Source organism: Nostoc sp. TCL240-02 (assembly GCF_013343235.1).
In the GTDB taxonomy this organism is placed as follows: domain Bacteria; phylum Cyanobacteriota; class Cyanobacteriia; order Cyanobacteriales; family Nostocaceae; genus Nostoc.
The window spans coordinates 2,989,423-3,003,307 of sequence record NZ_CP040094.1 but is presented as its reverse complement, the minus strand read 5'-3'; the positions used below and the strand labels follow the sequence as shown (position 1 = coordinate 3,003,307).

General features: G+C 41.6%; 10 protein-coding genes and 1 pseudogene. 3 read left to right on the top strand and 8 right to left on the bottom strand.

What is annotated here, in order from left to right; translation table 11 throughout:
* Positions 1 to 113 precede the first annotated feature (113 nt).
* The 4 genes and pseudogenes from FBB35_RS12810 to FBB35_RS12795 all read right to left on the bottom strand — a co-directional run bounded on the left by FBB35_RS12810 (position 114) and on the right by FBB35_RS12795 (position 6,016).
* Positions 114 to 3,122, bottom strand: coding sequence for a peptidase domain-containing ABC transporter (locus FBB35_RS12810; protein WP_174709936.1), 3,009 nt, complete (start codon positions 3,120 to 3,122; stop codon positions 114 to 116).
* A 733-nt stretch (positions 3,123 to 3,855) separates the two neighbouring features.
* Positions 3,856 to 4,770, bottom strand: a pseudogene (locus tag FBB35_RS12805) (IS982 family transposase).
* Between the two features lie 306 nt (positions 4,771 to 5,076).
* Positions 5,077 to 5,448, bottom strand: a complete 372-nt coding sequence (locus FBB35_RS12800; RefSeq protein WP_254625935.1) for a hypothetical protein — start codon at positions 5,446 to 5,448, stop codon at positions 5,077 to 5,079.
* A gap of 265 nt (positions 5,449 to 5,713) precedes the next feature.
* Positions 5,714 to 6,016 carry an RNA-binding protein gene (locus FBB35_RS12795; protein WP_094327537.1) on the bottom strand — a complete coding sequence of 101 codons (303 nt, stop codon included), beginning with the start codon at positions 6,014 to 6,016 and terminating at the stop codon, positions 5,714 to 5,716.
* A 398-nt stretch (positions 6,017 to 6,414) separates the two neighbouring features.
* Here FBB35_RS12795 and ilvA point away from each other — a divergent pair, with 398 nt between their 5' ends.
* Positions 6,415 to 7,926 carry a threonine ammonia-lyase, biosynthetic gene (gene ilvA / locus FBB35_RS12790; RefSeq protein ID WP_174709935.1) on the top strand — a complete coding sequence of 504 codons (1,512 nt, stop codon included), beginning with the start codon at positions 6,415 to 6,417 and terminating at the stop codon, positions 7,924 to 7,926.
* An 88-nt stretch (positions 7,927 to 8,014) separates the two neighbouring features.
* On the opposite strand, the gene FBB35_RS12785 is transcribed toward ilvA, so the two are convergent.
* The 4 genes from FBB35_RS12785 to FBB35_RS12770 form a co-directional block, all read right to left on the bottom strand.
* A complete protein-coding gene (locus FBB35_RS12785) occupies positions 8,015 to 9,040 on the bottom strand; it encodes a hypothetical protein (protein WP_174709934.1) in 1,026 nt (341 codons plus the stop codon).
* 10 nt (positions 9,041 to 9,050) lie between these two features.
* Complete coding sequence (locus FBB35_RS12780; RefSeq protein WP_114083336.1) at positions 9,051 to 9,296, bottom strand: hypothetical protein; 246 nt, start codon at positions 9,294 to 9,296, stop codon at positions 9,051 to 9,053.
* A 920-nt stretch (positions 9,297 to 10,216) separates the two neighbouring features.
* A complete protein-coding gene (locus tag FBB35_RS12775) occupies positions 10,217 to 10,714 on the bottom strand; it encodes an Hsp20/alpha crystallin family protein (protein ID WP_174709933.1) in 498 nt (165 codons plus the stop codon).
* A 269-nt stretch (positions 10,715 to 10,983) separates the two neighbouring features.
* Positions 10,984 to 12,447: a TonB family protein gene (locus FBB35_RS12770; RefSeq protein WP_174709932.1), complete on the bottom strand. Its 1,464-nt coding sequence runs from the start codon at positions 12,445 to 12,447 to the stop codon at positions 10,984 to 10,986.
* A gap of 359 nt (positions 12,448 to 12,806) precedes the next feature.
* On the opposite strand from FBB35_RS12770, the gene FBB35_RS12765 reads away from it, so the two are divergent.
* Complete coding sequence (locus tag FBB35_RS12765) at positions 12,807 to 13,475, top strand: MotA/TolQ/ExbB proton channel family protein (RefSeq protein ID WP_174709931.1); 669 nt, start codon at positions 12,807 to 12,809, stop codon at positions 13,473 to 13,475.
* Positions 13,462 to 13,866 carry a biopolymer transporter ExbD gene (locus FBB35_RS12760; protein WP_174709930.1) on the top strand — a complete coding sequence of 135 codons (405 nt, stop codon included), beginning with the start codon at positions 13,462 to 13,464 and terminating at the stop codon, positions 13,864 to 13,866. Before FBB35_RS12765 ends, FBB35_RS12760 begins: the two co-directional genes overlap by 14 nt.
* Positions 13,867 to 13,885: the final 19 nt, after the last annotated feature.

The following is a 13,885-nucleotide window of genomic DNA, read 5'->3' as shown; positions in this document are numbered from 1 at the left end:
TTTTGAGTTTTGGATTTTAGACTTGTCGTGAGCGTTCAGTCGAACGATTTTGGATTTTTTGTTGGGTGGACACTGTTCAAATTATGTAATGCTATGCCGCCAAGAATAACTAACTACAAGTTCACATCTTGTTGCTGATACAGATAATAATAATGACCTTTAGTAGCCATTAATTCTTGATGGCTACCTTGTTCTATAACCCTGCTATTATCCATCACAACGATCATGTCTGCATTACTGACGGTGTTTAATCGATGAGTAATAAAAAATACTGTATCACCCTTAAATGCTTTGGCTAAATTGAGACATATTTGCCGTTCTGTGGGATAGTCTAAGGCGCTAGTTGCTTCATCTAAAACTAATAATTTTGGTCGTTGTAAAACAGAACGAGCGATCGCAATTCTTTGTCGTTGTCCACCTGAAAGTGCAGAACCCCGTTCTCCCACGCGCGTGTTGTAACCGTTGGGCAAGTTCATAATAAACTCATGAGCGCACGCAACCTGAGCCGCTTCGATAATTTCTTCGGTTGTCGCATCGGGATTCGTCAGAGCAATATTTTCTTGAACGCTACCGTCAAACAACAATGTTTCTTGGGGAACTACGCCAATTTGTCGTCGCAGTGAATAAAGTTCGACTTTGGCAATATCATAACCATCAATCAAAATTCTGCCAGACTCAGTTTCGTAAAGTCTTAGCAGCAATTTCATCATCGTACTTTTACCCGATCCACTTTGTCCGACGATGCCGATAAATTTTCCTGGCGCAAATTCGAGGTTGACGTTGGAAAGTTGCAGAGGGCCACTCGTGCCAAATCGAAAGGAAACATTTTCATATTTTACTGCTCCCTTAATCGTTGGTAAGGGTATGTTGTAGCGGTCTGTTTCTCCTTCTTGTGGCGTATCGACAATATCGCTTAAACGTTCTAAAGACAAGGCTGTTTCTTGGAAGCTTTGCCAGAGTTGAGCTAAACGCAATATTGGGCTGGTGACGTAACCGGATATAATTCTAAAGGCAATTAGTTCACCTAAAGTTAATTGTTGTTGCAGTACTAAATAAGCTCCTACCCACAAAACTAGTAAACTGCTGAGTTTGTTGAGAAAGTTACTGGTGGAGTTAGCGAGGGTAGAAGTTACAACTGTTTTAAAACCAGCAGCGACAAACCGAGCGTAACGCTCTTGCCAAGAAAAGCGCGATCGCAATTCGATATTTTGCGCTTTTACGGTTTGAATTCCTGACATCACCTCCACTAAATAAGATTGAGTTTCGGCATTGCGTTCAGCTTTAGCACGTAACTGTCTACTAATGGTGGGAGAAGCAATTAAGGTGATCACGATAAACACGGGAATTGTGCTTAAGCCTACCAAGGTGAGTTGCCAACTGTAAATCAGCATTACACCGATATACACCACCGAGAACAGAGCATCTAATCCCACTGTTAAGGCAGTACCAGTCAAAAATTGGCGAATATTTTCTAATTCGTTGATGCGAGTAGAAAGTTCCCCCACTGGTCGGCGTTCAAAATAACGCAGTGGTAAACGTAACAAGTGGTCGATAATTTGCGACCCTAAACCCATATCGATCCGGTTAGTGGTATCGACAAATAAGTAAGTTCGTAAGGTAGTCAGTACTGCTTCAAATAATCCCACTACTAATAGTAAAACCCCCAAAATATGTAATGTGCCAATACTATTTTGAGTGATAACTTTGTCGATAATTAACTGAACTACCAGAGGATTTGCCAAAGCTGCCAACTGTACGAAAAAGGAGGCGATAAAAACCTCGATCAACACTCGACGGTGCTTTGACAAATATGGCAGAAACCACCGTAAACTAAAACGTTCTTGGGGTGTTTGGTTGGTAGCACTGAGCAGTAATACTCTAGCTTGGGGCGGAAAGTTGGTTGGATCAACATCTAATTGTTCAACCAATTGAGCCGGTTTACAGCGTACAATTCCTTTGGATGGGACACCCACAACCACGGTATTTGCATCTGCTGCATATAAAACTGCAAAATTCTCACCATAGCGAATCAATGCCGGTGTAGGAATACGCGTTACTGAGGAGACTGGTATTTCTATTAACTGCGCCTTAAGTCCGATTAATTCTGCCAAGTAAGCAGTAACTTGAAACGATATAAGACCCTGACGTTTGACTTGCTCGGTTAAGATGCGGCGAACCACTTCTCGACGAAACGGTATTTCTAGGTGCTTCGCGATCATTTGGAAGCAGGCGAAGGCTGTATTTAATTCTCCCTTACCACTAAAAAACGGGTATTTTTGTTTTGACGAACTCTTTGAGGTATCGGGGACTGTCTGGGGAACGATTTCTTCTGATGCGTAAGGGATATCTAATTCATCGTCATCTTGGCTATCTACTTGGGTGTTATTTACCGCCAGTACTATCTGATGACTATCTTCTAAGATCAAATCTGACGGATGGATACCAACCAGCCTGGAAGGGTTTTGACCTATGACCTGGATCTTGTCTCGGTCGTCGTCTGCTTCTAGGCGATCGCCAGGTGATAAATTCGTAACTGTACCACCGCCACTTATAAACCAGACCCTTGCGCTATCCAGTTGGTTAAATGGAGTTTTTCCTGGAGGTAAGTAATGGATTTTTGCCTGCGGTAAGGCTTTTTCTGTAAGTTCTCTGAGATTTAAAGTTGCGATCGCTTGCTTTTGCCAATAGGAGGCGAGAATATCAAAAACTTCTATCAAATAACTGCGATTCTTGCGGGCTTCGGCAAAAGCTGGGTATGAAGCGAGAAAACTAAAATATGCTGATGCACTCAAGGTTAAACATACTACTTCGGTGGAGGCGATCGCAGTCTCGCAGGCGACATCGCGTAACAAACTAATTTCGCCGATAATTTCTCCAGGTTGCAGCAATTTTAGGGTAATTGGCATTTGCGTCTGGGGATCGTATCCCAAGAGGCGCACTTGTCCCTCATAAATAATGGTGATGCGTTCCGGGAGACTTTCTTTACCAATGATTTTTTGACCTATGCGATAGCGCCAGGCTTGGAGTTGCTCTGATAGATTAGCGATCGCTCCATCGGGTAACTGTTCAAACCCTTCTATGGTAGTGAGAAATTCGGGAAAAGTGTTCTTAATATAAGTCATATAAAACAACTAAAAGTGAGGAATTAAGTCGAAAATATTAGGGAGTATCTCTTTTACTAACAGTGGTAGTGTTTGGTTTTATGCTAGTAGTGGCAAGACTTCTGTACAATTCAGGTGCCTAAACATGTAATAGTACAGAGGATAGTTTCGTCTAATTTCAGACCTGTATTTATATCACACGGTTACGATTGTTATGCGTTTCTCAAACCAAAGCATAATGTAAATAAATCGAAGACAAGTTATCACTTGGTTAACGACACATAATTTATACAAACTTAAAATTAATATTTAAGCATCGCAAAGATGCAAGATGGATATTCATCATCACAACCAAGATACATAAAGGCGGTTGTTAAATTTAGTGTCTCATATTTTAATTTATGATAATCAACATGAAATTATCACAGATGTCTTTCTAAGTAAATACCCTAGCTAAAAATTATGTAATAAAAAAAACTTTAAATTTCTGACTTATTTTTTACATCTTCTTGAATATAGGGATTGACAAAATCACTAATGGCGAAGGATAGTAAACTTTCCTTGTTAAACAGTGCCGTACTCGAATTTATAAAAGAGTTATCTCTTACTTTTTTGGTAGCTTAATTTAATAAAAATTAACTGCAAAATAAACGGTGAAGATTTATTATGACCCTAGAGGAATCAACTATTAAATTTATGAAGGAAAGACAATAATTGCCTTCAGTAAATTTACTAGTTTAACGCGATGTGCAACTTATTCTGTCACAAGACCATCGAACTGTAATGGTTCCAAACCAAATAAACGATTTAACCAGACACAAACAGTGTGAGCCAATAGTTTGCGATTTAAACGACTCGTCAAATGCCACATATCTCTGGCCCAGACTTTTTCGATATTAAAGCGATGCCTGCGGCGAGCTACGCTAACGCTAAGTTGTCCAATTACTGTTTCAATTAGGCGACGGACAGTTTGAAGTAGCTTTACCCAATATGCAGGACAGTCGTCTTGCATATTGGAACGTAGGGGTGTTTGTAAATCGATGCCATAGCGTGCTAGTTCCTGGCGGAGAGTGGTACTTATGTATCATTTGTCACCTATTACCAACCCCTGAATCAAGGTCACGATATCCCAGATCGCTTCCCGTTCATCTCCCGAAGCAGAGGTTAATGTAAAGCTTGTAATCACCCCAGAGGCGCTAATGAGTAAGTGACCATGAAATCCGTAATATGTTTCCTTTTTTGCGGCACAGTAACCGTAGTTAGCAACTCCAGGAAAGCTACGACAACCACGAGCACGAGTAAAGCAACATAACGGTATCGGAATCCCGTCAATAATGTGTGTATTATCACTGAAAGCACCAAGTTCTATTGCTAAGGCTTGTTGTAGTTCTTGCTTGTACTGCCATAGGTTTGCAGCTTGTCGTACAAAGGTTGAACGGCTTTTCATCTGGGGAAACATTGAGAACCAATGACGGCGAAAGTATTGCCAAATACCTTTGTCCGTATCGATACCTTGAAACTCTGCCACAATTTCCATTGTAATCACTTCACTATCACTTAAAGATGGCTGAAATCCTCGACTACCCATAGGTTTACCATTGGTCACTTCCTTTAATAGATCATCCACACAGCAAAACACTGCTGTGATCAAGTCTTCCATAGATAACATTTGTTCCACCCTGGCAAGAGATAACAATCACAATCTCTCGGTTAAGCATAGGGTGGGACTTTTATCTTTGGAAAGAAAGTTGCACATCGCGTTTATTAATTATCAGGCATATATTGCAGGTATTAACGCACAAGTAGCAGGATTAGCTGGTAAATGAGAAGAATCTTCTAGCAGTCGTGCAACCTTGTCTATTTTGTTTTAAAAGTTGACAAATATTTTGGACATTCACCAAAGTAGGTTCACTACTTTTGTATTAGATAATATATATTTTTAGTTGTTTTTAACTAGCAAATTAATCACTAAGTATTAAGATATTGTCGAATTTGCAAGAAGCCTAGCTTTCTGAGTCCAAGCGTTATTAAAAAACCCAACCTTTGGCACTTCTAATTCAAATGAATGAGGTGGTGATTGTAGCGATAAGGACGAACCTTTGTCATGAGCCTCCACTAAATTAACTATCCAGGGAAGAAAGTCTAAGATTTCTTTTGGTAGCACAGTTAATTCAAAGTCCCACATCAAATTAAGACCTCGGCAGACTTGTCCTTTTCTGAACGTCGCCACTCTCCCAGCACTCTTGTTTATAGCCAGTCGAAGAATGAACGGACGGAATGGGACAAATTCATCAGGTGCGGTATAAGCGTATACATTTACATAGTTCAGTCTTTCCCTACGATCCATCCAAGATGCGATCGGGGAATTACTACTATTAAGATGTACCAGTTACGATCACCGGCATATTCATAGAAGCAGCAAAGTTAGAGTAGAACTTATGCCTTAATTCGCTAACAATATGTTTAGCTTCTTGGTTCATGGTTGCTACACTTGTTACAAAAACGATACCTACGGTAAACTACGCTAACGCTAATCAAGAGAAGCACAAAAAAGGCAGACGGCCTTCTTGTCTGCCCTCAAGACTTTAGAGCTAAATTATTAGGTTAAGACCTTAATAACGGCGAGAGGAACCACCATCACCACCCCTTCTACCGCCAGAGGAACCTCCATCAGTCTTGGGTTTAGCTTTATTCACTTTTAAGCTCCTACCCATCCACTCAGCATTATCAAGGGCTTCAATTGCTGCTGTTTCTTGTGCGTCTGATTCCATTTCTACAAAGCCGAAACCTCTCATCCGACCTGTTTCTCGGTCGATAGGTAATTGAACATTTTTTACCGTTCCGTATTCTGCAAAAACGTGGCGGAGGTCATCTTCTTTAACCTCATAAGATAGATTACCAACGTAAATTGACATACAATATCTCCAGAATCAGAGGGTGCAGAGATTTAGATGCGGAGAGGTCTGTAATACAAGTATATATAAAAACAAACTACACAACCGAATTTAATCTTCTATCGATACTTTATCATAAATTGAAAACTTATGTTCATAAGCAACATTATACTTATTTGTTGAGCTAAATATATGGATAGTTGGCGAAACTCTTTTAAAATGAACCTACCAGCGATCGCACTAAATTTGAAGTCACTAAAAAAATCAATTACTGATACTTATTTCTCTTCCCAAAGGATTAGTAATATTGAAATTTGATTCACTCAAAATTACAAAAGAATGGAATTAAATAAAACCAGTGCGATCGCTTGTAACGTAAAATTAGTTTTCATCCGGCATTTGCTAACACCTTGACACCCATGTATTGCGACTACCTTATCCAAATTCTGACTGCCCGTGTATATGATGTTGCCCAGGAAACACCACTGGAGTATGCACCAAATTTGTCTGCGCGGCTGAATAATCAACTCCTGTTGAAACGTGAGGATATGCAGTCAGTATTTTCCTTTAAACTGCGGGGTGCTTATAACAAAATGGTGCAACTACCATCAGATGTATTAGCACAGGGTGTAATTGCAGCGTCTGCGGGCAACCATGCTCAAGGAGTTGCCCTTGCAGCCAATCGCTTGGGAACCAAAGCAATTATCGTCATGCCAATAACCACACCTCAAGTCAAGGTAGATGCAGTGAGAATGAGGGGCGGAGCAGTCGTGTTACATGGAAACACCTACGACGATGCTTATAGCTATGCTCGTGAATTAGAAGTGGAAAAAGGTTTGACCTTTATTCATCCCTTTGATGACCCTGATGTAATTGCTGGACAGGGAACCATCGGCATGGAAATTTTACGACAATATCAGCAGCCTATCCATGCAATTTTTGTCGCAATTGGAGGTGGCGGATTGATTTCTGGGATTGGGGCTTATGTGAAACGATTGCGTCCCGAAATCAAGATTATTGGTGTTGAACCAGTAGATGCTGATGCGATGTCTCAATCACTCAAAGCCGGACATCGGGTGCGCTTATCGCAAGTGGGGTTATTTGCTGATGGCGTGGCGGTGCGAGAAGTAGGTGAAGAAACCTTCCGTTTATGTCAGCAGTATGTAGATGAAATTATTCTGGTGGATACTGATGATACTTGCGCTGCGATTAAAGACGTATTTGAGGATACGCGATCAATTTTAGAGCCAGCCGGTGCATTAGCGATCGCAGCTGCCAAAGCCTACGCAGAACGAGAACAAATTGAGGGACAAACCTTAGTTGCCGTAGCCTGTGGTGCAAACATGAATTTTGATCGTCTCCGCTTTGTGGCAGAACGGGCCCAGCTAGGCGAACGTCGGGAAGCAATCTTTGCAGTCACAATTCCTGAAGAACGGGGAAGTATTCGCCACTTTTGTGAATGTATCGGCAACCGTAATCTGACCGAGTTTAATTATCGGATTGCTGATGAAAAAACAGCCCATATTTTTGTAGGTGTGCAAATTCAAAACCGTGCTGATGCTGCAAAGATGGTAGAAACCTTTGAAGCTCAAGGATTTGAAACTCTTGATTTAACAGACGATGAACTAACTAAATTACATCTGCGGCACATGGTGGGTGGGCACTCTCCCCTAGCTCACAATGAATTACTCTACCGTTTTGAGTTTCCCGAACGTCCTGGCGCATTGATGAAGTTTGTTACTTCTATGAGTCCCGACTGGAATATTAGTCTTTTTCACTACCGTAACAACGGTGCAGACTACGGACGAATAGTAGTTGGTATCCAAGTTCCTCCCCACGAAATGGAAGAGTGGCAAGCTTTTCTCGATAACCTGGGCTATCGCTATTGGGATGAAAACAAGAATCCGGCATACAAGCTGTTTTTGGGATAGGGAGATGGGGGGATGAGGGATATGGGGGAGATGAGGGAGTAAATTCTTCCCAATGCCCCATGCCCTATGCCCCATGCCCTATGCCCATTTAACGAGCCTTCGATATCAGATTGGAGTCCCAAGTATAGAAGCCAATTTCGTTAGGAACCCTAGAGAATCTGCCTGTCCGATAGCCTCTAGATAATTCATTCAACACCTTATTTTTAATCTCTCTAATTTGCTGAGAATCTAGTTCTCCATAAATTCCGGCGATGACTTCAGCAACGCTGAAAACTTTACCTGGATTTTCTTCAAACAGAGAGGTGAGAGCATCAATTAAAAATTGACCCTCAAAGGTTTTGAGCATCGGTACTGCTTTTGGCGGGGGTACAAAAGGCTTCTTATTTTTGTTTCTAGAAGCACCATTGCGTTTACTTGGGGCTACCAAATTTAAATCCAGGGTATAACAACCTGGCTCATCGGGAATAGTTACCCAGTAATTCCTTTCTCTACCTTGGGTGAGGGAAGATTGAACCCTACCTTTAACTACTTTGAATAAATTGGAATCTAACTCTCCATAAAGCGATCGCACGATAAAATCTATATGACATACAGTGCCTATCTGCTCTTGCAATAGCTGTTTAATGGCTTCCATTCGGGAGATAGCGTGATTGTACTGGGGTAGCATGGGGATTTCTGCCACTCTCGTTGAACTATCGTTGTTCTCTGAGGCTATCTTTGCATCTGGCGATGTAGTTAGAGGTTTTCTATCTTTTGTATCAACAGCAGCAGAAAAGGAATTATCGATCTCAACCTTATCCGAGTCTGTGGGTTCTGACTGTAGAGACTCCACCAAGTTGATTTCGTCCATCTCATCAAGAGGCGATAAAAAACGCAGAGAGCCTTCTGGGGAAACATTTGAGGTTTCATCAGCCGCCGTCAGTCTTGATATCTGCTTGTTGGGATCAGAAAAAGACCAGTTAGACAACAACGCTTCTACATGATCGAGTTGCGATCGCGCCTGCACAAAAAGGCGTTCATACTCTTCCGTGAGGCGAGCATAATAGTCTCGTAATTCCAACAGTGGTGAAAGAAAAGTGCCCGGAGGTGGTTCTAATTGTCCATTTTGAGTCATAAGGCTTCAATCAATTTAAATCGATGTCACTTTTGTAAGACATTGGTCTGGGTTTTGCTTTTTGAGATGTTGGCTGAGATTTCTTAGGTGCTTGGGGAGGGCGACATCTCTCACAATATAAAGGTCGAGGCCCGAACGTCTCGCGTTTTGTCAGATCGTTACACTCTTTACAGACAAACTGGAAAACACGAGTATGAATCTGTCTTTTGTGCGCCCTGACAGTGTATTCTCTAACATCAATGAATTTACTTGCCATAATCAGGATTGTGAATTGCCTTCGGATCAATGTCCTATCAATATAGCTATTCAAGCAAATCAAACTGCATCAGTGTGTGTTTATGTAGAAGTTTTATTCAAATCAGTGAATTTGACATTGAACATAAAGTACAGATGAGCAACTTGAGAGTTAGCCATTGACTATCATCCCAGCATAAAGTTGATGATGAGCAAAAACTACCACCATTTCTATGATGCTTGATTCTGAATACAATTCCCACTGCCTATAACTAGCTGCTTTTGCCTAACGTGATGCACTTTCGATACAAATGGGTAGTCTTCAACTAAAGCACAATCTCTCTCAATCATGCCAGTGTTGTAAATTGAAAAGCATATATCGGAATAATCTTGCCAAGAAAAGGCAAGCATAAACTAGTTTGGCTGGATAAGATTACACTTCGATAATAGTTTCTTAAAGACCTTTTGGAAGTGCTTGAATAGACTGTGAATTAAATCTTACCAAAGTATCCTTCAGTCCCTGATTTTGATTCATCTGGATGCAGAAACGATTTTCATCGGCCTCATCAGAGAAATTGAGCATAGGGCAATACTGCTCGGGTTTTGCATTTTTAACTCGGAATTGGGTTTGGGGAAAAGGTTAAAGGTTTTTTCTTTCCCCTTCCCCTTTTCCCCAAAACCCGACAAGTATTGGAACATAGGGGAGTGCAAAATTATTCGCTTCTACTTTTATTGATGGAAAAATCAAGTTATTACCAGTGTCTATAATTGCCAATTATATAAAGTAGACCACTTTTAAGCCCTCTTCCCCATAGTAGATGGGTGACGAGTAGCAAAGCAATTTATGTATAAAGAAGAACCACCTTCCGTTTTTAAGAAGGCGGTTCTCACAGCTAATCAAAATATAAAAGAAAGTCCAAGACTCCCGAATGTTGAATTGAATTAACCAAGATTCACTTTGACGGCTTTGTGTTTTTCTGGTTCCGCTTTCGGCAAAGTTAAGTGGAGAATACCATTTTTGTACTCAGCTTGCACTTTGTCATTTTGAATTTGGGAAGGTAACGGGATTACCCTCTGAAATTTCCCATAACGGAACTCAGACCTAGTAATACCGTTTTCTTCACTCTTGGTTTCAGTCTTACGCTCACCGGTAATCGAAATTGATTCCGGAGTTGCTTCCACATTGATATCTTTTGCTTCTAGACCAGGTACTTCTAGTTTCAAGCGAATTGCATCATCAGTTTCTTCTAGTTCAGCAGCAGGACTAAATATAAATCCAGACCTCTCACCACCATTAGTACTTGGGATCAATCTGTCAAATAAACGATTCATTTGCCTCTGCAAGGTGTCGATTTCTCGGAATGGTTCCCAAGATTCAGTATCCCGAAATGGTTCTAAACGTTCACTATCCCGGAATGGGTTCCAACGCACCAGTGGCATAACTATCACCTCTAAGATGAACTATTTAGTCTTAGGAGGCTCAATCTCAAGCTTTTTAGCTTGCGAACAGCTGATAAAATGGGTTGTTAAGCAATCTTAAATTGCACAAAGCTCAATCTCAAGCTTCCTAGTTATTAGACTAAATCAACTTTCAAGTTCAGCAGGTTCGGTTTTATAGCAATATGCGATCGCAATAACCGTACCTGTTAAATGCTCACAAAAAATCAGGAAATTCTACATCCTTCTAGAGACGTAACACTTCTACATTTCTACTCCTGACTTGTAGCAGGCGGTGCAGCAGGTTGCGATTGGGGTTGTGGGCGTAAACGGCGCAAAGAGTCCCGCAACTTGTTCTGGCTAGCGTTATCTCTTCGCCGCCTATTATTTGCGGTTGGTTGTGGCTTTTGTGATGAATCGTTAGCCGTTTGCTCACGCCGGATGCGGCGTAAAGACTCTCTAGCAGTTCCTTGAGTGCGAGTTGTGCTAGCAGTACTTTCCCCTGTTTGAGGTTCCAATCGTCTACTAAATCCAGATATTGCTGGCCTTGTGGCTCTAGTAGGTTCATTAGATGAAGGTGTCAACTCTCTGCGTCTACGTTTTGGAGCTTCTTCCGTGGAGTTAGCAGCCGTTGTCTGTTGGGTTCTCTCTTCTGCTTCTCTTTGTCTTTTCCGTTCTTGAACTTGGCGTGATCGCCGTGAACCTTGTATGGCAAATTCAGTGGCTATTGATACCCCTTGTCTACCACCTTCTGCGGGTTTTAATTTCCAGTCACGCGCCTGTCTCATGGTTTCTTCATCCAAGTCGCGGTTTCCACTGGAGCGAGCAACCCGCACATTGGTTACATTTCCTTGTGCATCAGTATCAACAGCTACTTCCACTCTGCCTTCAACTCCTCGCCGTCTTGCGGCTTCTGGATATTTGGCATTACATTCGCGGCAAGCTGCACGACCATTACCATTACCTGAACTGTTAATTTTTGGAGGTGTTGGCGCTGTTGCTACTGTCGGACGGTTTCCGTTTCCTACTCCATTGCCTATACCATTGCCGGAGCCGCTACCAATACCGCTACCAGTACCACTACCTGTGCCACTGCCAATCCCACTGCCGGAGCCGCTACCAATACCGCTACCAGTACCAGTGCCAGTTCCACTGCCAATCCCACCGCCAGTACCAGTGCCAGTACCTCCGCCACTGCCAGTACCGCTGCTTGTACCTACAGCAATACCACTACCTGAGCCTAAACCAACACCGGAACCGCCACCACCGCCACCACCGCCACCACCGCCTACCGAACTTGCTTTGGAATCTCCAGATAGAGCAGGTCGTGGAGCGGATGTAGATTTCACAGGAACTTCTGGCTTAGTAACAATTGCTTGTGGCGGTGTATTTGTCGGCTGTGGCTTGGTAGCAACTGCTGTAATCTGTTCTTGTTGCTGAATTTTTTCTACTGATGGAGTTTCTATAGGCTGTTTTTGGACAACTTCTGGTTCTTTTTTTATTTCTTCTGAAATCTCTGCGATTGGTTTTTCTGGTTCCGCAGTCGGAGAATCCACGATCGCCACCTCTATTGGTTCCTCTTCTCCTGTGGGCACTCTCGTCAAATAATTACCTATGCCTAAAGACAGTACGCCGATATGCAGCGCCAGTGAACCTATTAGACTGTAAGTCAGAAAAGACTTGAGAGCCTCAACTTCTTTGGAACGTTGCTCGACAGTAGTGCCGGAAAAGCTCATAGCTATTGCTACCTATTCTCACTAACTTAGCTATCTTAGAATGCATGGTTGCAAATATCAAGTAAAAAATTAAAATTATTTCAGGCAGTATTACAGAGCAGCATAATTACAACATAATAATAAAAATATAAAAATATGTTTGAGAGATACTGTGATTATGACGATTTTTAGACAAAATTAATTTTTGTGTTATTCATAATGTGTTAATTAAATCAATTTATATAAAAAAATAAAAATAATAGTACTCAGATTTGAGAAAAATTATGATTACATCTTAAACTCTGTTGAGAAAAACTTTCATTTTTAGCTTGATTCTGGTAGTCTGATTTTGTATTGTTAATGACGTTTAGAGGCACTACATGGGAATTCAGAATTTGTTTGAAGCAGGCGGTGTAGTCATGTTGCCTCTGCTGGCATTTTCGGTGTTGGCAGGGGCACTAATGATTGAGCGGGCGAAGTTTTGGCTACAGATTGGTAAGCGTCAAAACCGGATGGTGCGAGAGGTTTTAAATCTTTATCGACTTGATAATCTCGTTAGTGCTGTGGAAAAGCTGCAAAAAAATGTAGATTTACCCATAGCACGCATTTTTCTGGCTGGACTACAGCTAGAAAGACCGACTCCAGAGAAATTTCGTTTGGCTTTGAAAAGCGAGGCGCAAGCAGAAATACCTACACTCAAGCGGTTTCAAGCTGTATTTGACACCATTATCGGTTTAGCGCCTCTGTTGGGACTTCTCGGCACAATTTTAGGATTAATTCGCTCATTTGCTGGACTGAATATTGGTGATGTCGGAGGTACTAAAACTAGTGCAGTCACTGCTGGTATTAGTGAAGCTTTAGTTGCTACCGCTTCAGGATTGGTTGTGGCTATCTTTGTGCTTTTAGGAGCCAGCATCTTTAGGGGACTATACCAAAAACAGATAACAATGATTCAAGAGTATGGCGGACAGCTAGAAATACTGTTTCTCGATCGCTATGAACAACTTGAACACTACGGAAAACAGGAGAAAACCTATGGATCTAGATGATAATGAACCAGATTTACAACCATTTATAAATGTAGTACCTCTGATTGATGTAATGTTTGCCCTTTTGACATTTTTCATCATGTCAACGCTGTTTTTAACTCGATCGGAAGGGTTGCCAGTAAATTTACCGAAGGCAGCCACGGCGAAAGAACAGCAAATTCCTACTAAAATTACCATCACTGTAGATGAAAAAGGTAAGATAAGCCTAAACCGCAATCCAATAGCAGTTAATGATTTAGCACCGCAAGTACGAACTTTAGTTGGTTCTAACCCAGATGCATTGGTGATTATTAATGCCGATCAAAAAGTCTTGCACGGTGAGATAGTCGGGATAATGGATCAAGTCCGTCAGGTGAAGGGAGCAAGGTTAGCGATCGCTACCCAAAGATAATAGTAAAATCGCCTGCCTC

Excerpts from the sequence above, each read along its gene's own strand:
- FBB35_RS12810 (WP_174709936.1), bottom strand. The coding sequence starts at position 3,122 with ATGACTTATATTAAGAACACTTTTCCCGAATTTCTCACTACCATAGAA.
- FBB35_RS12800 (WP_254625935.1), bottom strand. The coding sequence starts at position 5,448 with ATGGATCGTAGGGAAAGACTGAACTATGTAAATGTATACGCTTATACC.
- FBB35_RS12795 (WP_094327537.1), bottom strand. The coding sequence starts at position 6,016 with ATGTCAATTTACGTTGGTAATCTATCTTATGAGGTTAAAGAAGATGAC.
- ilvA (WP_174709935.1), top strand. The coding sequence starts at position 6,415 with ATGTATTGCGACTACCTTATCCAAATTCTGACTGCCCGTGTATATGAT.
- FBB35_RS12785 (WP_174709934.1), bottom strand. The coding sequence starts at position 9,040 with ATGACTCAAAATGGACAATTAGAACCACCTCCGGGCACTTTTCTTTCA.
- FBB35_RS12780 (WP_114083336.1), bottom strand. The coding sequence starts at position 9,296 with ATGGCAAGTAAATTCATTGATGTTAGAGAATACACTGTCAGGGCGCAC.
- FBB35_RS12775 (WP_174709933.1), bottom strand. The coding sequence starts at position 10,714 with ATGCCACTGGTGCGTTGGAACCCATTCCGGGATAGTGAACGTTTAGAA.
- FBB35_RS12770 (WP_174709932.1), bottom strand. The coding sequence starts at position 12,447 with ATGAGCTTTTCCGGCACTACTGTCGAGCAACGTTCCAAAGAAGTTGAG.
- FBB35_RS12765 (WP_174709931.1), top strand. The coding sequence starts at position 12,807 with ATGGGAATTCAGAATTTGTTTGAAGCAGGCGGTGTAGTCATGTTGCCT.
- FBB35_RS12760 (WP_174709930.1), top strand. The coding sequence starts at position 13,462 with ATGGATCTAGATGATAATGAACCAGATTTACAACCATTTATAAATGTA.